Origin of the sequence: Streptomyces sp. MST-110588 (assembly GCF_022695595.1) — a bacterium.
Taxonomy (GTDB): Bacteria; Actinomycetota; Actinomycetes; order Streptomycetales; family Streptomycetaceae; genus Streptomyces.
Genome location: NZ_CP074380.1, coordinates 2552584 through 2571241 on the forward strand (window position 1 = coordinate 2552584; position 18658 = coordinate 2571241).

Consider the following 18658-nt stretch of genomic DNA (forward strand, 5'->3'; position numbering starts at 1 on the left):
CGGCCGGCCCTCAGAACAGCGTCCCGGCCTCCGGCCCCTCCCACGCGGCCACCAGCTCCGGCCCGTTGTTCCGTACGTTGCTGACGTCCGGGGACACGGGATAGGCGCGCATCAGCCCGGGAGGCGGCGGCTCCAGCAGCCCCGTCAGCTCCTCCGGGTCCGTACGGGCCGGGTCCAGCCAGGCGTCCCACCGGTCCGGCGGCATCACCAGCGGCATCCGCGGGTGGATGTCCGCCAGCGACCGGGGCCGCCGTATCCCCGGCCCCGGCTCCGCCCCGGCCCTGCCTCCGGCTCCTGCCCCACTCCCGCCAGCGGCGTGGTCTCCGCCGCGGTCGTTATGACGGTGCAGGTCGCCCACCACGCCTGCGGATGGTCCTCCGGCAGCGTCCGGTCCCGCCAGAACTCGTACAGCCCGGCCAGCGCCATGACCGACCCGTCGGCCGGCGTGACGAAGTACGGCTGCTTACGGGGGCGCTTCTTCCTTCCCCGCTCCTCCAGCTCCCGTTCCTCGGCGGCGGTGACCCACTCGTAGTAGCCGTCGCCGGGCAGCAGACAGCGGCGGGCCAGGAAGGGCCGCTTGAAGGACGGCTTCTCGTGCACCGTTTCGGCCCGTGCGTTGATCATCTTCACGCCGACGTCCGGCGACTTCGCCCACGAAGGCACCAGCCCCCACTTCAGCGCCCGGAGCTGACGAACCGGACGCCGGTCTTCCACGTCTTTAAGGGGGCGCTCCAGCACCGCGTACACGTTCATCGTGGGGGCGATGTTCCAGTCCGGCGCCAGGGTCTCCTGCGGTTCCCACTTCTCGACCTCGAAGAGCTCCACCAGATCCTCGGGTCCGCGACTCGCTGCATACCGTCCGCACATGCCTGCCACACTGCCACGCCACCGCAAGGGGAGAAATGGACACCGACCACATCACCGACGTTTGGGACAGGGTTTTCGGTACGCAGCCGCATCCCGCGTCCTGGCTGGTCGTCGTCACGGCCGTGCTCGCGCTGGCCGCCGTCACCCCGTACACCGCCTGGCGGCTGTCCCGTAACGCCATCACCATCGCCCACGAGGGCGGCCACGGCCTGGTCGCGCTGCTCACCGGCCGCCGCCTGGACGGCATCCGGCTGCACTCGGACACCTCGGGGCTGACGGTCTCCCGCGGCAAGCCCACCGGAATGGGCATGGTGCTGACCGCCGCGGCCGGCTACACCACGCCCTCGCTGCTGGGCCTGGGCGGCGCCTGGCTGCTGGCCTCCGGGCACATCACGGCGCTGCTGTGGGGCGCCACCGCCCTGCTCGCCGCGATGCTGGTCATGATCCGCAACGCGTACGGCGTGCTCACGGTCGTGCTGTCCGGCGCCTCCTTCCTCCTCGTGTCCTGGCTGACCACTCCGCAGGTGCAGGCGGCGTTCGCGTACGCCGTCGTGTGGTTCCTGCTGCTGGGCGGGGTGCGTCCGCCCTTCGAGCTGCACGGCAAGCGGCGGCGCGGCGGCGCCGGGGACTCCGACCCCGATCAGCTCGCCCGCCTCACCCACGTCCCGGCCGCCGTCTGGCTCGGCCTGTTCCACGTGGTCACGCTCTGCTCGCTGATCGGCGGCGGGCGCTGGCTGCTGGGCGTCTGACCGGAGCCACATGGGGTCGGCCGGGGCCACACAGGGGCGACCGCCCCGCACACGGCCGACCGGCCCCGCACACGCTCACGGAGCACCCATAGAGAAGAGACCGTCGGTGAATCCCGGGTGATCCACAGGGGGCGCCCACGGGCCCCGGTTCTCGAACTGTGACGTCCACCGCACTACCAGTGCTGTGTTTCCTACAGGTTGCGCCACATTTGATCAAGATCCTCACCCTTACCCAGCCATTAAAGTGAGAGGCATGACCGAGAGCCCCGCGCATCCCGCCCTCTGGCCCGCTCCCCTCGCTTCCGGGGCGGTCGACGCGACCGTCACCGTGCCCGGCTCCAAATCGGTCACCAACCGTGGCCTGGTCCTCGCCGCGCTGTCCTCCGAGCCGGGCTGGCTGCGCCGCCCGCTGCGCTCCCGCGACACCCTCCTGATGGCCGAGGCGCTGCGCACCATGGGCGTCGGCATCGAGGAGATGCCCTCCTCCAGCTCCGCCACCTCCCCCACCGCGAGCAGCGCGGGCGGCAGCGGCGAGGCGTGGCGGGTCATCCCGGCCGGTCTGCACGGTCCGGCCACCATCGACGTCGGCAACGCCGGCACGGTCATGCGCTTCCTGCCGCCGGTCGCGGCGCTGGCCGCCGGCCCGATCCGCTTCGACGGCGACCCGCGCTCGTACGAACGTCCGCTCGGCGGCGTCATCGAGGCGCTGCGCACCCTCGGCGCCCGGATCGACGACGACGGGCGCGGCGCGCTGCCGATGACGGTGTTCGGCGGCGGCGCCCTGGACGGCGGGCCGGTGGAGATCGACGCCTCGTCCTCCTCCCAGTTCGTCAGCGCCCTGCTGCTGTCCGCGCCGCGCTTCAACCAGGGCGTGGAGGTACGGCACGTCGGCTCGGCGCTGCCCTCCCTGCCGCACATCCGGATGACCGTGGACATGCTGCGCAGCGTCGGAGCCCAGGTGGACACCCCCGAGTCCGGCGGCGAGCCGAACGTCTGGCGGGTCACCCCCGGCGCCCTCCTGGGCCGCGATCTGGTGGTGGAGCCGGATCTGTCCAACGCCCAGCCGTTCCTGGCCGCGGCGCTGGTCACCGGCGGCCGGGTGACCATCCCGGACTGGCCCGAGCACACCACGCAGCCCGGTGACGCACTGCGGCAGATCTTCACCGAGATGGGCGGCTCCTGCGAGCTGACCGACCGCGGGCTGACCTTCACCGGCTCGGGCCGTATCCACGGCATCGACGTGGACCTCGGCGAGGTCGGGGAGCTGACGCCGGGCATCGCGGCGGTCGCGGCGCTCGCCGACTCGCCGTCCACGCTGCGTGGCGTGGCACACCTGCGGCTCCACGAGACCGACCGGCTCGCCGCCCTGACCAAGGAGATCAACGAGCTGGGCGGCGATGTCACCGAGACCGCCGACGGGCTGCACATCCGCCCGCGCCCGCTGCACGGCGGCGTCTTCCACACCTACGAGGACCACCGCCTGGCCACGGCCGCCGCCGTCATCGGGCTGGCCGTCAAGGGCGTCGAGGTCGAGAACGTGGCGACCACCGGCAAGACCCTCCCGGACTTCCCCGCGATGTGGGCCGACATGCTCGGCCCGGCCCCGGCCCCGGCCACCGCCCGGAGAGTCTGAGAGTTCCCCCCACCATGCGTCGCTACGGCAAGAACCCCGACGAGGACGACGTCCGCGTCCGCCCCAACCGCAAGGGCAACCGCCCGCGCACCAACATCCGACCCAAGCACGAGGACGCGGCCGAGGGCCTGGTCCTGACCGTGGACCGGGGCCGGCTGACCTGTCTGATCGACGGCCGTACGGTCACCGCGATGAAGGCCCGCGAACTGGGCCGCAAGAGCGCGGTGGTCGGCGACCGGGTCGCCGTCGTCGGCGATCTCTCCGGCGCCAAGGACACCCTCGCGCGGATCGTACGGGTCCAGCCGCGCACCTCCACGCTGCGCCGTACGGCCGACGACGACGACCCCTTCGAGCGGGTCGTGGTCGCCAACGCCGACCAACTGGCCATCGTCACCGCGCTGGCCGACCCCGAGCCGCGTCCCCGGCTCATCGACCGCTGCCTGGTCGCCGCCTACGACGCCGGCCTGGAGCCGCTGCTGGTGCTCACCAAGTCCGACCTGGCCGCACCGGACGCGCTCCTGGAGTCCTACGGGGCGCTCGGCGTCCCCTACATCGTCACCAGCCGCGAGGAACTGGCCGACGGCGGCGCGGCGGACCGGGTCCGCGAGCGGCTGCGCGGCCATATGACGGCCTTCGTCGGTCACTCCGGCGTGGGAAAGACGACGCTGGTCAACGCCCTGGTCCCGGACCGTCAGCGGGCCACCGGCCATGTCAACGCCGTCACCGGGCGCGGCCGGCACACCACCACCTCCGCGCTGGCGCTGCCGCTGCCGGACGGCTCGGGCTGGGTCATCGACACCCCGGGCGTACGGTCCTTCGGCCTGCACCACGTCGATCCGTCCCGGGTGATCCTCGCCTTCCCCGATCTCGTACCGGGTACGGAGGGCTGTCCGCGCGCGTGCAGCCACGACGAGCCGGACTGCGCCCTGGACCAGTGGGTGGCCGACGGTCACGCCGACCCGGCCCGCCTCTACTCGCTGCGACGGCTTCTGGCCACCCGGGAGCGCCGGGAAGGAGACTGATCGCAGGTGTCCGGCAGTTGATCGCACAGGTTTGCTGCCACACAGCCGAGGTAAATGCATAATCACACCGGAGCCAAGGCGAAGCGGTCACCGACTTTACGGAGGCAAGGGGACATGGCGTGGCTGCTCGTCGTGGTCGCAGGTCTGCTGGAGACGGGCTTCGCGGTCTGTCTCAAGCTCTCCCACGGCTTCACCCGGCTCTGGCCGACGATCGCCTTCGCGGCCTTCGCCCTGGGCAGCTTCGGCCTGCTCACGCTGTCCCTGCGCAAGCTGGACGTCGGTCCGGCATACGCGGTGTGGACGGGCATCGGCGCCGCCGGTACCGCCATCTACGGCATGGTCTTCCTCGGTGACCTGGTGTCCACCCTCAAGATCGTCTCGATCTCCTTCGTCATCATCGGCGTCATCGGCCTCCAGCTCTCGGGGTCGGCGCACTAGACCCTGTCGTTCGCGCCGGTCCGGGAGCCGGAGTTCCCGCGCCAAACCCCGGAAGGGGTACGTAGGCCCGGTCAGCCGGCCGGGCCGCCGCGGCGGGACAGGCGGGCGAAGGCGTCCCGCACGAGCCGGTTGACCTCCTCGGGCTCGGTGGGGGCCACGACGCAGGACAGGGTCAGCCGGGCCGCCGTCGCGCAGGCCGTGCCGAGTTCGGGCAGGTCCTCTTTCGGCCAGTCGGCCTCCAGCGCCGCCACCGCGCGGTCACAGAACCGGCCGACCAGTTCGGAGGGCCCCGGCAGCGGCCCCTCGGACCAGGGCGCCGCCCGCTGCCCGGGAACGCCGGATGCCGGGCCGCCGGAACTGCCGGTAGCACCTGGACCACCGGTGGCATCTGGACCGCCGGTGCCACGGGGCCCGGTGGCACCACCGGGAGCGCCGGTGGCACCGGACCCGCCGGAGCCGCCCGCTTCCCGCCGGTACCAGGGCGCCCGGCCGGGTTCCGACACGCCCGGCCCGGACATCTCTTCCGTGACCGCCGGCGCGGGCAGCCGCTCGCTCCAGCAGCCGGTCAGCACGGCCCGTACGAGCGGATTGGCGCGGGCGGCGTGCAGCATCCAGGCCGCCGCCGCCACGACCCGGCCCTCGGCGTCGTTCTTCGCCGCGGGCGCCGACTCCTCCAGCGCCCGCTCCACACCCGTCAGATAGCTCTCCGTCTCCCGCCGCACCAAGGCCCGGGCCAGCCCTTCTTTACTGCCGAACTCGTTGTAGAGGGTCTGCCGGGACACCCCCGCGGCGGCTGCGACGTCGACCATCCGTACGCCCGCCCACGGCCGGTCCGCGAGCGCCGCGTAGGCGGCGTCCAGTAAGGATTCACGCGCTGTAGGCATGATCGCCTCCCAGGCCGCCCGGCCCATACGGCCGGTGTGCGCACAGAATTGACTGCTCATCAGGGGCTGTCAAGGGTCCGTACGGGTTCCCCGCACCCGCGCCGTGTGGCTCGCCGCGCACCCCAATCGATACTGTTCGCACATGCCCGACTATCACGATGACCTCCGTCTCGGCCACGTCCTGGCGGATGCCGCGGACGCCGCGACCATGGAACGGTTCAAGGCCCTCGACCTGAAGGTCGAGACCAAACCGGACATGACGCCGGTGTCCGAGGCCGACAAGGCCGCCGAGGAACTCATCCGTGGTCATCTTCAGCGCGCCCGGCCCCGGGACGCCGTACTCGGCGAGGAGTTCGGCAGCGAGGGATCGGGCCCGCGACGCTGGATCATCGATCCGATCGACGGCACGAAGAATTATGTCCGCGGCGTGCCGGTGTGGGCCACGCTCATCGCGCTGATGGAGCGCGGGGAGAACGGTGACCGCCCGGTCGTCGGTGTGGTCTCCGCACCCGCGCTCAACCGCCGCTGGTGGGCCGCCGACGGGCTGGGGGCGTATACGGGACGTAGTCTGACCTCGGCTTCCCGGCTGACGGTGTCCCAGGTGGCGCGCGTTCAGGACGCCTCGTTCGCGTATTCCTCGCTCACCGGATGGGAGGAGCGCGGCAGGCTTCCCGGCTTTCTCGAACTCAGTCGCGACTGCTGGCGTACTCGTGGGTACGGTGACTTCTGGTCGTACATGATGGTCGCCGAGGGCGCGGTGGACATGTGCGCGGAACCGGAACTCTCGCTGTGGGACATGGCCGCCTGTGCGGTCGTCGTACAGGAAGCGGGCGGGCGCTTCACCGGACTGGACGGCGTGCCGGGCCCGCACAGCGGAAACGCGGCGGCCTCCAACGGCCTGCTGCACGAGGAGCTGCTGAACTACCTCGGCGACGGACGGCGCTGAGCGGGCGCAGGGCGGGCGGCGCAGGGTGGGCGGCGCAGGGCCGGACGGCCCCTGGTGCCGCTGAGCGGAGCGGCGCGTCCGGCCGGAAACCGGCGCCCGGAAGCACACAACCGGCGAAGAGCTCCTCACGCGCCCCTTGTTGCGGTCGCTACGTCATGTGAACATGAGAAACCCCTAGCTTGTGAACTTGTGCATGCCTTGGCGGCTCTCAGTGCCTTCCCACGCCTTTCGGGCCGGCGTGCACACGGACCGGTTCAACAAGGAGGTGGCTCCACTCCATGCCCATGTACGTCCGCAACGCCATGAGCACGGTGGTCCTCACCATCGGACCCGCCCATACGCTTCGCCAGGCGGCCCGTCTGATGGCGGCCCGCCGGGTCGGCGCGGCCGTCGTCCTCGACACGGACACCAGCGGGCTCGGGATTCTCACCGAGCGCGACATCCTCAACTCCCTGGGCGCGGGAGAGAACCCCGACCGGGAGACCGCCGGCGCCCACACCACCGCCGACGTCGTCTTCGCCGCGCCCGAATGGACGCTGGACGAGGCCGCGGACGCCATGGTGCACGGCGGGTTCCGTCACCTGATCGTCCTGGACGGCCTGGAGCCGGTCGGCATCGTCTCGGTGCGCGACATCATCCGGTGCCGCTCCACCGTCCGCGAAGGCGCGAGCACAAGCGCGGGTGCCCAGGTGAGCCCGATACCGGCCTGAACCCGATACCGCTCTGGGCCCGGTACCAGACTGAACCTGATACCGGACCGAGCCCAACACCGGACTGAGCCCGACACCGCTCTGAGCCCGACACCGCTCTGAGCCCGTCCGGCCGCCCCCGGCGCAGCCGGCGCCGCAAAGGGCCGGCGCACCGGGAGGCCGGGTACGCGAAGAGGCCGGGTACGCGAAGAGGCCGGGTACGCGAAGAGGCCGGGTACGCGAAGAGGCCGGAGCCCCTTGGCGTCCGGCCTCTTCGGTCTTACGGCAAACGCTGATCAGCCACGCAGGGCCTGGACAGCGGCTTCCAGCCGCTTGCCGTAGTCCGGGTCCGCCTTGCGGAAGTTCTCGATCGCGCGCTGCGCGATGTCATCCCGGGAGACCTTGGCTATGAAGCCCGCGAGGTTCCCGATCAGGCGCTCCTTCTCGTCCTCGGACATCAGCCGGTAGAGGTTCCCGGCCTGCACGAAGTCGTCGTCCTCGGCGTGCGAGGGCGCTTCGTGGTTGCCGGTGTAACCGGTCACCGCGGAGGCCTGCCACAGCGCCTTACCGGTCTCGGCCGGCCCGGCGAAGCTGTTCGGCTCGTAGTTCTTGGCCCTGCCGTGGCGGCCGTCGTACATGTAGCCGTCCCGGCCGTAGGTGCGCGCCTCGGTGGCGTGCGGGCGGTTCACCGGCAGATGGTCGGCGTTGATGCCGACGCGGTAGCGGTGGGCGTCGGCGTACGCGAACAGCCGGCCCTGGAGCATCTTGTCGGGCGAGGGGCCGATGCCCGGCACGAAGTGGTGCGGGGAGAAGATCGCCTGCTCGACCTCGGCGAAGACGTTCTCCGGGTTGCGGTTGAGCTCCAGCTTGCCTATCTCGACCAGCGGGTAGTCCGCGTGCGGCCAGACCTTGGTCAGGTCGAACGGGTTGAAGCGGTAGTTCGCCGCCTCGGCCGCCGGCATGATCTGCACGTACACGGTCCAGGTGGGGAAGTCACCGCGCTCGATGGCCTCGCGCAGGTCCCGCTGGTGGCTGTCGGGGTCCTCACCGGCGAGCTTGTTGGCCTCGTCCTGGGTGAGGTTCTTGATGCCCTGGTCGGTCTTGAAGTGGTACTTGACCCAGAAGACCTCGCCGGCCTCGTTGTTCCACTGGAAGGTGTGCGAGCCGAAGCCGTCCATGTGGCGGTAGGACGCCGGGATGCCGCGGTCACCGAACAGCCAGGTCACCTGGTGGGTGGCCTCCGGCGACAGGCCCCAGAAGTCCCAGACGTTGTCCGCCTCCTGCGAGCCGGTGTACGGGTCGCGCTTCTGGGTGTGGATGAAGTCGGGGAACTTGATGGCGTCCTTGATGAAGAAGACCGGGGTGTTGTTGCCGACGAGGTCGTAGTTGCCCTCTTCGGTGTAGAACTTCAGCGCGAAGCCGCGCGGGTCACGCACCGCGTCCGCCGAGCCGAGGTTGCCGGCCACGGTCGAGAAGCGCAGGAACGTCTCGGTCTGCTTGCCGACCTCGGAGAGGAACTTCGCGCGGGTGTACTTGGTCACGTCGGCGGTCACCGTGAACGTGCCGTACGCACCGGCGCCACGGGCGTGGACGACGCGCTCCGGGATGCGCTCGCGGTTGAAGTGCGCGAGCTTCTCGATCAGGAGCTGGTCCTGGATCAGACCCGGGCCGCCGACGCCGGCCGTCTCGCTGTTCTGGTTGTCCGCGACCGGAGCCCCGGCCTCCGTCGTCAGCGGTCCGGTGGTGCTCTGTACCGACACGTGCGCCTCCTGAGTCGTCTGCCTGCCCTTGGCTTGCGCCGCTATGAATCCTACATTGGACTTTGTCTAAGTCAAGATGTTCCCGAAACTCGTACCCGATCCGGTCATGGACGAGCCACTGCTACCCTGGGGCATATCTGACTGATAGGTGATTGGCATGAGTGACCTGCTGGAACGACTCCGGGGACGCGGCTGGCGGCTGACCGCGCAGCGACGCGTCGTCGCCGAGGTCCTCAACGGGGACCACGTCCACTACACCGCCGACGAAGTGCACGCGCGGGCCGCGGAGCGGCTCCCGGAGATCTCCCGCGCCACCGTCTACAACACCCTGGGCGAGCTGGTCTCCCTCGGGGAGGTGATCGAGGTGAGCACGGACGGGCGGGCGAAACGTTACGACCCCAACGCCCACCACGATCACCAGCACCTGGTGTGCTCGCGGTGCGGCACCATACGGGACGTCCATGTACACGGCGACCCCCTGGCCTCACTCCCGGAGCCGGAGCGCTACGGCTTCCACATCTCCGAGGTGACGGTCACCTACCGCGGCATCTGCCCCACCTGCAACACCGACTGACCGGCGGGGGCCGCCCGGCGGCGCCCGCCCACGTCAACGGCCGGTCCCGTTTCCGTACGGACCTTCCTCCTGGACGGGACCGAGCAGACCGATCCCGACGCGTCGCCGCGTCCTGCTCCCCCGCCCGGCCCCGCGCTGCCGCAGCCGCTGCCGCGCGACCTGATGCGCCCGATACGCCCCTTCGCCCGGGAAGCCTGGAGGGCCCGGACGGCGCTCGGACCCTTCCGCATACGACGAAGGCCCGGATCCTTGAGGATCCGGGCCTTCGCCTTCAGTAGCGGGGACAGGATTTGAACCTGCGACCTCTGGGTTATGAGCCCAGCGAGCTACCGAGCTGCTCCACCCCGCGTCGTTGTGTCTCCACTGTAGCCTCCGGCCGCCGACCAGCGCAAATCACGGCCGCACGGCCCGCCCACGGACCTGCGCCGAGCGGCCGGCCGACCGTCCCTGCCTCTCCCGTACCTTCTCCCTGCCTCCCCATGCCCCTACGCGGTCAGCTCCTCCTGAAGGGCCTCCAGAAGGCGCGCCGCCCGCTGCGCCACCTCCGGCGGCCCGGACTCCACCGCCCGCGCGCACCAGCGGTGCCCCTCGGCCAGTGCGCCGCGCCGGGCGGCGAGCAGCGCCAGCCGCAGGGCCGCGCGGCCGTGGCCCGCCTCGGCGGCCCGGGTCCACCACAGCGCCGCCTCGGGCAGACTGCCCTCACGGGCCAGCAGCAGCCCCAGGTTGAAGGCGCCGTTGCGGCTGCCGGCCTCGGCCGCCGCGCGGTACCACTGCGCCGCCTCGACCACGTCCCCCCGGGCCGCCGCGAACATGCCGACCCGCACCTGGGCGCGCCGGTGGCCCTGGTGGGCGGCCCGCTCGTACCACCGGGTGCTCTCGTTGTCGTCCCGGCCGCCCGTCTCGCCCGCCCTGCGGTCCAGGAGGTCGGCCAGCCGGAACGCCGCCTCGGCGCTGCCGCCGTCCGCCGCGCAGCGCAGATGGCGCTCGGCCGCGGCCAGGTCCCCCTCGCGCAGGTGCACGATGGCGACCTGGAGCGCCGCCTCGGTGTGTCCGGCCGCCGCGGCCCGCTCGTACCACTGATGGGCCGTACGGTCCTCACCGCGCCCGGCGTAGAGGATGCCGAGGTTGAAGGCGGCGTCCACGCTGCCCGCCTCGGCCGCCTTGGAGAACCACGGCTCGGCGCCGGCGGAGTCGCCGCGCTGGAGCAGCAGGACGGCGAGCGCGTTGGCGGCCTCGCGGTGCCCTGCGTAGGCGGCCTTGCGGTACCACGGCTCGCCGAGCCCGGCCCGGCCCTGCTCGGCGCAGAGCAGGCCGATGTTGTACGCGCCGTTGACGTCCCCCGCCTCAAGGGCCGCGCGGTACCAGCGCTCGGCGGTCTGGGTCTCGCCGCGGTCGGCGTGCAGCGCGCCCAGCGCGTTGGCGGCGTTGCCGTCACCGTCCTGGGCCGCCCGGCGCCACCACTCGGCGGCGCTCTCGTCGTCCCCCGCGTCGCGCAGCAGGAAGCCCAGCGCGCAGGCCGCGCGCGCCTCGCCGCCCTTGGCCGCGCACAGGTACCAGCGGCCCGCCTCCTGGGTGTCGCCCCGCTCCTCCAGGAGGGTGCCCAGGTGGAGGGCGGCCCGGCGGTGGCCGCGGGCGGCGGCCTGGCGGTACCACTGCTCGGCCTCGGCGGCCCGGGAGCGCTCCGGGCCGGCCGCGAAACGGCCCGTGTCCGTCGCCGCCGCGCTCTCCCCGAGCACGCCCCGCTCGTCCAGTACGCCCCGCTCGTCCAGCAGGCCCCGTTCCGTGGGCGTGCCGCGGACGTCCAGGGCGCGCGCGAGACGGTACGCGGCTTCGCGGTGGCCGCGTTCGGCGGCGGCCCTGAACCAGCGTTCGGCGTCGCCGTCGCCGCGGTGCTCCAGGAGGTCGGCCAGGGCGTACGCGCCCAGGCAGTGCCCGGACTCGGCGGACTGGCGCAGCCAGTACTCGGCGGCGGGCTCATCGCCCCGCTCGCGGTAGTGGCGGCCCAGGGCGTGGGCGGCGGCGGCGGAGCCCGCGACGGCCGCAATGCGCCACCAGTCGGCGGCCTCGTCGGCGTATCCGCGCTGGTGGAGGAGGACTCCCAGGTTGTTGGCGGCGGCCCGGTCGCCGGCGGCGGTGGCGGAGCGCAGGTACGGTTCGGCACTGTCCAGGTCGCCGCGGCGCAGCAGCAGCGCGCCCAGCGCGCTCATGGAGGCGGTGTCACCGGTCTCGGCGGCCCGCCGGTACTCGGACTCGATCACGGCGTCGGAGGTGTCGGCGGCTTCCGCGGCGTCCATCGCGTCCAGCGGCATCTCGGATGCGCGCCCGTCGTCGGGCGCGTGCACCAACCGACCTGTCTCCAACAGCCTTGCCTTGTCCCCCATGAGGGCCATCGTTGCACCACCCGTAACCCGGGTACACCTGGTATACCGCAGCCAGTGAGGTCACTTCAGCGTTTTGTCGACTTCCCGACACAGAGACAAGTCAAACACGAGTGAGCCCACTTCCCGACCCGGACCCGGCCGCTCCCCCGCACTTCCATGGCACATCGGTAACGCCCCGGCAGCGCATCCGCACATGACGAAGGCCCGGATCCTTGAGGATCCGGGCCTTCGTCTTCAGTAGCGGGGACAGGATTTGAACCTGCGACCTCTGGGTTATGAGCCCAGCGAGCTACCGAGCTGCTCCACCCCGCGTCGTTGTGTCTCCACCGTACCACGGCGCCCCGGACGGCCCCGAACACAGCAGCCGACGGACTCGAACACGGCATCGGCCGCCGCTCCGGCAAGTGACCGGGAGCGGCGGCCGAATCAGTGGGCGGTCACTGGGCCGTTCGGGTGTCAGCCACCCTCTCCGCCGCCCTTCTCGCCCTCTTTTTCACCACTCCTGCCGGCGCTGTCGCCGCTCTTGTCGGCATTCTTCCCGGCGCCCTTGTCGGCACTCTTCTCGGCGCTGTTGCCGGTGCCCTTCCGGCCGCCCTTCTCAGCCGCCTCCTTCGCGGCCTGGTTGGCCCGGTCCAGCGCCTCCTTGAGCTTCTTCTGGGCCTCGCCGTAGCCGCCCCAGTCGCCTTCCTTCCGCGCCTTCTCGCCTTCTTCGTACGCCTTCTCGGCATCGGCGACGGCGTTCTGCCAGGTCTGGTCACCGGGGGGCGTCGGCCGGTCCGTGTCGCCCGTGTTCCCCGTGTTGCCACCGCCCGGCGGTTCGTTGCCCTTGCTCGGCGCCTTCTTGCCGAAGACCACGTCCAGCGCGTCCTTGAGGGAGTCCTCCAGCACCGGCTTGCTGTCGCCGTAGCTGACCAGGACCTTCTTCAGCAGCGGGTAGTTGGTGTTGGCGCCGCGCAGATAGACCGGCTCGACGTACAGCAGGCCGCCGTCCAGGGGGACGGTGAGCAGATTGCCGTACTCGATCTCCGAATCGCCCAGTTTCTTCAGGACGTTCAGCTTGTCGGCGATGCTCGGGTCGGAGTTGAACTTGGACTGCACCAGTTGCGGTCCGGGGACCGGCGTCTGCGAGGGCAGTTTGAGGATTCTGATCCGCCCGTAGTCGTCACTGGTGGCGTTCGCGTCCACGGCCATGAAAGCGCCGAGGTTGTCCCGCTTGTTGGGCGTGAACGTCGTCGTCAGCGCGAACGTCTGGTTCTTCTGGTCCGGCATCTTCATGCTCAGGTAGTACGGCGGCACCGAATTGCCCGACTTGGTCGTCGGGTCGTTCGGAATCTGCCAGCGCTCACTGCCGGTGTAGAAGGTGCCGGGGTCGGTGACGTGGTACGTCGTCAGGAGCTGACGCTGCACCTTGAAGAGGTCCTGCGGGTAGCGCAGGTGCTCCATCAGCGACTTGCTGATGGCGCTCTTCTTCTCGACCGTGCCGGGGAAGGACTTCATCCAGGTCTTCAAGACCGGGTCCTTGGTGTCCCACTGGTAGAGCTTGACCGAGCCGTCGTACGCGTCGACCGTGGCCTTGACCGAGTTGCGGATGTAGTTGACCTGGTTCTGCTGGGCGACCACGGCCCGCTGGCCGTCGGTGAGCGAGTCGGCGGTGGTGTCCCCAGCGTCGTACGCGAGGCGTACGGGTAGCCGTTGCTGGTCGTGTACGCGTCCACGATCCACTGGATGCGGCCGTCGACGACCGCCGGGTAGGCGTCACCGTCGATGGTCAGCCACGGCGCGACGGACTCGACGCGCTCCTTGGGCGTGCGGTTGTAGAGGATCCGCGAGTGCTCGCCGATCGCCCCGGAGTAGAGGATCTGCGGCTCGCCGAACGCCACCGCGTACGCGGCCCGGTTGATCGGGTTGGACAGGCTCACCCCGCTCTTGCCGGAGTAGCTGTAGCTCTTCTCCCCGCTGTCGTCGGAGTAGTCCAGCTCCTTCTGGGGGCCGCCGACGATCGAGTACTGCGTGGTCTTCTCGCCGTAGTAGATCCGCTGCTGGTAGTCGCCGACCAGCTCGCCCTTGGCCGGCATGTCCTTCTCGGTGTACTTCGGACCGCCGCCGTCGGCGACCTCGGTGCCCCTGGCGGCCACCGCACCGTAACCGTGGGTGTACTTGAAGTGGTCGTTGATCCAGTTCCGCTCGGGGATACCGGCGATGTTCAGCTCACGCAGACCGATGACGGTGTCCTGCTCCTTGCCGTCCTTGTCCTTGTAGCGGTCGACGTCCAGGGTCGAGGGGAACTGGTAGTAGCCCTTGGCCTGCTGCTGTTGCTGGAAGGCCGGCGAGACCACGTTCGGGTCCAGCAGCCGGATGCTGGCGGTGCTGTCGGCGCTGTCCCGCAGCTTCCCGCTCTCCTCCTTGGAGGCGGGCTTGTAGTCGCCCTTGTAGCCCTTGACTTCCGAGTCGGCGATGTCGTACGCGTCGCGGGTGGCCTTGATGTTCTGCTTGATGTACGGCGCTTCCTTGGCCTGCTCGTTCGGCTGGACCTGGAACTTTTGCACGATCGCCGGGTACAGGCCCCCGATGAGGACGGCGGAGAGCACCATCAGCCCGAAGCCGATCACGGGCAACTGCCACGTACGGCGCCACAGTGTCGCGAAGAACAGCACCGCGCAGATCGCGGCGATGAAGAACAGGATCGTCTTCGCCGGCAGATAGGCGTTGGCGTCCACATAGCGCAGGCCCGTCCAGCCGTCGGCCGACTTCAGGCCGCTGGACTTCACCGCCAGGCCGTACCGGTCGAGCCAGTACGCGATGGCCTTCAGGGACACGAACAGGCCCAGCAGCACCGAGAGGTGCCCGGTGGCGGCGGCGGTCGCCCGCGAGCCCGGGCTCGTCACGCGCAGCCCGCCGTACAGGTAGTGGGTGAGCGCCGCGGCGATCAGGCACAGCACCGTACAGGCGAAGCCGAAGCTCAGCAGGAAGCGGTACCAGGGCAGGTCGAAGGCGTAGAAGGAGACGTCCTTGCCGAACTGCGGGTCCTCCTGGCCGAACGGTACGCCGTTGACCCATTGGAGCCACGTACGCCACTGCCCGGAGGCGGAGGCGCCGGCGATCAGGCCGACCAGCGCGGTGACGGCGATCAGCGCCCACTTCTTGTACGGCGCGATGCCCATCCGGTAGCGGTCCAGGCTCTGCTGCTCCAGGGACATGGCGCTGAGCGGCGGACGCAGCCGGTGGGCCAGCCAGACGTTGACGCCGACGGCCACGGCCATCGCCACGCCGAAGAAGGCGAACAGGCCGATCTTGGTCCACAGGGTGGTGGTGAAGACCGAGGAGTACTGGACCGAGCGGTACCAGAGCCAGTCGGTCCAGAATCCCGCGAACATGACGAAGAGCATGGCCAGCACGGCCAGCACGCCCAGTGTCATCAGCAGGGTCCTGATCCGCCGGGACGGCCGGCCGGTTCTGATCCGTGGCCCTGTGGGGCCTCCGCCGCGGTCCGGCATCTGGAAAGCCAAGGTGCGCACCTCGAAGTTCGCTGTCGTGTGTTGCAGGCCCGGCGATAGTAGGACCCACTGTTGCAACTTACTAAGGCTTTACTCGGTTCCCGTTTTCCGGGATGTACAAGGCACGATATTCAGCATGAGCAACCTCCCCGCTGACGGCACCCCCTCGCCGCCGACCCGCTGACCCGTGCCGTACTCGAAATCGACGAGTACGCCTCCGGGCTCGGCTGGGACCAGCCCGCCCGCCTCTTCGCCCTCGTGGACACCGCGAAACTGCGTGCCCAGGAGCCTTCACTGGCCGCGCAGCTCGGCATCGACGACTCCGCGACCGCCTCCCTGACCCCCGTCGAGCAGGACGAGATCCCCGCCGACGTCCCGCTGGACGAGTTCCTGGCCACCATCGCCTGGCCGGACGCCGTGGCCGGCTGCGCGATGACCGTCGAACGGCTGATGCTGCCGCCGTCCGCCGAGGACACCGTGCCCTCGGGCATGAATGAGGAACAGCTCGCCAAGTGGGTGGCCGGGCACCCGGACCGTCAGGAGGTGCGGATGACCGTGGCCGTGCTGCGGGACGGGGCGCGCGAGTCGGCGCTGCGGCTGCGCGAGAAGGACTCCGCGTCGGAGGTCCTGACGGGCTCGGCGCTCGTTCCGGGCCTGGCGGACGCGCTGGCCGCCACGTTCGAGACCGAATAGCGGCAGCAGGGCGTTCGGGTTCTGAACCCAGAACGCCCTGCCCGCCCCTTTACCGGCCCCGCGGAGCTCCTACGACCGGTTCGCCGAGCCGCAGCCCGGCAGGCCGGACGTGTCCCCCTTGCGGATCTGCGCCAGGGCCTTCATGGCGTCGTCGATGGTCTCGACCTTGATCAACTGGAGACCCTCGGGCGTGTCCTTGGCGGCGGTCGCGCAGTTGTCCTTGGGAGTGAGGAAGTACTCGGCCCCCTTGGCGCGCGCGGCGACGATCTTCATCGCGATGCCGCCGATCGGGCCGACCTTGCCCTGGTCGTCGATGGTTCCCGTACCGGCCACGAACCGGCCGCCGGTCAGGTCGTCCGGCGTGAGCTTGTCGACGATACCCAGGGCGAACATCAGCCCGGCGCTGGGGCCACCGATGTCCGCCAGCTTGATGTCGATGGTGAACGGGAAGACGTGGTCGGTGCCCGCCTGGATGCCGACGATGGCCCGGCCGTCCTGGGCCTTCTCGGTGGGGACGGTGATCTCCTTCCCCGGACCCTCGGGCCGCTTGCCCTTCTTCTCCGCCGCCGCCGCTTCCTTGACGGGAATGACCGTGAAGCGGACCTTCTGTCCCGGCTTGTGCTTGGTGACGAGCTTGGCGACGTCGTCACGGCCCTTGACCGCTGTACCGTCCACAGCCTTGATCACATCGCCGGCGTGCAGCTTCCCGTCGGCCGGCTTGTCCTTCATGACGGAGGCGACGACGGTCTGCGTGGCGACCGGGATCTTCAGCTCCTTCATGGCGGCGACCTTGGCGCTCTCCTGGGACTGGGAGAATTCCTCGGCGTTCTCCTGATCGGCCTGCTCGGACGTCTGCCCCTCGGGGTACAGGGTCCGGTGGGGCACCACCGTGTTGTCGTGCGCCAGCCAGCCGTAGACCGCTTCGACGAGGTTCATGCGGTAGTCCGGGCCGGTGACACGGACCGTGGTCATGTTCAGATGGCCGCTGGTCGGGTAGGTCTTGTGACCGGTGATCTGCAGGACCGGTTCCCCGCCGTGATCACCGAGGGTGTTCACGGTGGGTCCGGGGGACATCTCGGAGTACGGCACCGGAATCAGCACTCCGGCGCAGAGCAGCGCGATCAGCATCAGGGTCGAGGCGAGCAGCGTCGCGGTGCGGCGTGGCATGGAACGACAGTACGGGACGGGTCCTACAAACAGCCCGCGGGGCCGTCCGTACGGGGCCGGCCACCGGTTCCAGGGCCCGGATACCGCCGATCCGACCGTTTGATCCAGGCGTGTGTCACAGGCGGAGTCAGGCGGCGTCGGATTCGGAGTGGGTTTTCTCCATCGCCTCACGGAACCGGGCATATCCGGCGAGTTCCGCGACGTCTCCCGTCCTGCGGTTACGTGTGGCCCAACTGCTCCACAACACGGCGGCGATCGCGGCGAGAACCGGAATCAACAACCAGAGAAGCGCACCCACCGCGGCCTCCCGACCCTTCTACAACCGCAACGACCGATAAGCAGATTAACCATCTGACAGCTCAACGCTCACGCCAGGGGCCGAGTTACGCAACCGGAGGCACTCGGACGGCCCAAAGAAGGCGCCGGACGGTAGACGCTGAGCTGAAGTCCTGGGGAAAGGTTGAAGTGAAGATATGAGGAATGGGTGTGCATGGGGGCGCCCGGAAGGGGGCGCGCAAGGCGCACTGCGAAGAGCACGCTCCGGACGCGCTCCCCTGCGGGCGCGGTGAACACCGTCAGCAGGGGAAGTCTGCCCACACACGAGCCCTTCTGATCCGATCAGGCCCCTCGAATTCCCCGAGATATACGGATTCCCTCTGGTTCCGTCCGGTTCAGCCGGCCGGCCGGCTCCCTCCGGCCCCGTACGCGGCCGGGAACCGTGCGCCTCAGACGCCGACCCACTCCTCCGTACCGTCGGAGAACCTCTGGTGCTTCCAGATCGGCACCTCGCTCTTGAGGTCGTCGATCAGCCGCCGGCACGCCGCGAACGCCTCGGCCCGGTGCGGGCACGAGACGGCGACGACGACGGCCAGGTCACCGATCGCCAGGTCCCCCACGCGGTGCACGGCGGCCAGCGCGCGGACCGGGAAGTCGGCGGCCACCTTCTCGGCCACGCGGCGCAGCTCCGCCCCGGCGGTCGGGTGCGCGGAGTAGCCGAGTCCGGCCACGTCGGCGCCGCCGTCGTGCGAGCGAACCGTACCGGCGAACAGGGCCGTGCCTCCCGCGGCGGCGTCGCCCACCGCCGCGAAGACCTCGTCCACGGACAACGGGGTGTCACGGATCGCCAGCAGGCGTATGGGGTTCTCGTGAGCCCGCTCACCGGGATGGCCGCGGTCGGCTCCCGGAGCCGTCGGCCGGGGGCCGCGATCGGGGGACGGGGTGATGTTGGTGCCGGACATGCCCCCATCGTGCCCCACCGGTGGCGCCAGGGGAATGGCTGTTCCATCAAGCATATGAGCCGCCGTATGAAGCTCTTGTGGCTGGTGAGAGCCGGGAAAACCACAGTGGCGGCAGGCGGGGCG

The 18658-nt window shown here is 70.4% G+C and carries 12 protein-coding genes, 2 tRNA genes and 4 pseudogenes; 8 read left to right on the forward strand and 10 right to left on the reverse strand.

Annotated features, from left to right (window positions below; all coding sequences use genetic code 11):
• Positions 1–10: 10 nt before the first annotated feature.
• Positions 11–867: pseudogene (locus tag KGS77_RS11110) on the reverse strand (SOS response-associated peptidase).
• Positions 868–902: 35 nt separating this feature from the next.
• Between KGS77_RS11110 and KGS77_RS11115 the strand changes: the two are divergent.
• The 4 genes from KGS77_RS11115 (at position 903) to KGS77_RS11130 (ending at position 4709) form a co-directional block, all read left to right on the forward strand.
• A complete protein-coding gene (locus KGS77_RS11115) occupies positions 903–1616 on the forward strand; it encodes a M50 family metallopeptidase (RefSeq protein WP_242580652.1) in 714 nt (237 codons plus the stop codon).
• Between the two features lie 253 nt (positions 1617–1869).
• On the forward strand, positions 1870–3249 hold the full coding sequence (gene aroA, locus KGS77_RS11120) for a 3-phosphoshikimate 1-carboxyvinyltransferase (RefSeq protein WP_242580653.1): 1380 nt from the start codon (positions 1870–1872) through the stop codon (positions 3247–3249).
• A 14-nt stretch (positions 3250–3263) separates the two neighbouring features.
• Positions 3264–4271, forward strand: a complete 1008-nt coding sequence (gene rsgA, locus KGS77_RS11125) for a ribosome small subunit-dependent GTPase A (RefSeq protein ID WP_242580654.1) — start codon at positions 3264–3266, stop codon at positions 4269–4271.
• A gap of 114 nt (positions 4272–4385) precedes the next feature.
• A complete protein-coding gene (locus KGS77_RS11130; RefSeq protein WP_242580655.1) occupies positions 4386–4709 on the forward strand; it encodes a multidrug efflux SMR transporter in 324 nt (107 codons plus the stop codon).
• Positions 4710–5233: 524 nt separating this feature from the next.
• Here the strand turns inward: KGS77_RS11130 and KGS77_RS11135 are convergent.
• Positions 5234–5593: pseudogene (locus KGS77_RS11135) on the reverse strand (TetR/AcrR family transcriptional regulator); the annotation flags it as partial.
• A gap of 142 nt (positions 5594–5735) precedes the next feature.
• On the opposite strand from KGS77_RS11135, the gene hisN reads away from it, so the two are divergent.
• Positions 5736–6539, forward strand: a complete 804-nt coding sequence (gene hisN / locus KGS77_RS11140; RefSeq protein WP_242580657.1) for a histidinol-phosphatase — start codon at positions 5736–5738, stop codon at positions 6537–6539.
• Between the two features lie 284 nt (positions 6540–6823).
• A complete protein-coding gene (locus tag KGS77_RS11145) occupies positions 6824–7249 on the forward strand; it encodes a CBS domain-containing protein (RefSeq protein ID WP_242587418.1) in 426 nt (141 codons plus the stop codon).
• Positions 7250–7524: 275 nt separating this feature from the next.
• Here KGS77_RS11145 and KGS77_RS11150 read toward each other — a convergent pair whose 3' ends face one another.
• Positions 7525–8988 (reverse strand): catalase, encoded by a 1464-nt coding sequence (locus tag KGS77_RS11150; RefSeq protein ID WP_242580659.1) that lies wholly within the window; start codon positions 8986–8988, stop codon positions 7525–7527.
• Positions 8989–9145: 157 nt separating this feature from the next.
• Between KGS77_RS11150 and KGS77_RS11155 the strand changes: the two genes are divergently transcribed.
• The gene (locus KGS77_RS11155; RefSeq protein ID WP_242580661.1) at positions 9146–9562 is read left to right on the forward strand and encodes a Fur family transcriptional regulator; all 417 of its coding nucleotides are present in this window, start codon (positions 9146–9148) and stop codon (positions 9560–9562) included.
• Positions 9563–9837: 275 nt separating this feature from the next.
• Here KGS77_RS11155 and KGS77_RS11160 read toward each other — a convergent pair.
• The 4 genes and pseudogenes from KGS77_RS11160 to KGS77_RS11175 form a co-directional block, all read right to left on the reverse strand.
• A tRNA-Met gene (locus tag KGS77_RS11160) sits at positions 9838–9911 on the reverse strand.
• 136 nt (positions 9912–10047) lie between these two features.
• A complete protein-coding gene (locus KGS77_RS11165) occupies positions 10048–11952 on the reverse strand; it encodes a tetratricopeptide repeat protein (RefSeq protein WP_242580663.1) in 1905 nt (634 codons plus the stop codon).
• Positions 11953–12181: 229 nt separating this feature from the next.
• Positions 12182–12255 (reverse strand) — tRNA-Met (locus KGS77_RS11170).
• Between the two features lie 144 nt (positions 12256–12399).
• Positions 12400–15359 (reverse strand): annotated as a pseudogene (locus KGS77_RS11175) (UPF0182 family protein).
• 214 nt (positions 15360–15573) lie between these two features.
• On the opposite strand from KGS77_RS11175, the pseudogene KGS77_RS11180 reads away from it, so the two are divergent.
• Positions 15574–16130: pseudogene (locus tag KGS77_RS11180) on the forward strand (PPA1309 family protein).
• 69 nt (positions 16131–16199) lie between these two features.
• Here the strand turns inward: KGS77_RS11180 and KGS77_RS11185 are convergent.
• The 3 genes from KGS77_RS11185 to KGS77_RS11195 all read right to left on the reverse strand — a co-directional run bounded on the left by KGS77_RS11185 (position 16200) and on the right by KGS77_RS11195 (position 18535).
• A complete protein-coding gene (locus KGS77_RS11185; protein WP_242580665.1) occupies positions 16200–17297 on the reverse strand; it encodes a PDZ domain-containing protein in 1098 nt (365 codons plus the stop codon).
• Positions 17298–17424: 127 nt separating this feature from the next.
• Complete coding sequence (locus KGS77_RS11190; RefSeq protein WP_242580666.1) at positions 17425–17595, reverse strand: hypothetical protein; 171 nt, start codon at positions 17593–17595, stop codon at positions 17425–17427.
• A gap of 427 nt (positions 17596–18022) precedes the next feature.
• Positions 18023–18535, reverse strand: a complete 513-nt coding sequence (locus KGS77_RS11195; RefSeq protein ID WP_242580667.1) for a molybdenum cofactor biosynthesis protein MoaE — start codon at positions 18533–18535, stop codon at positions 18023–18025.
• Positions 18536–18658 lie beyond the last annotated feature (123 nt).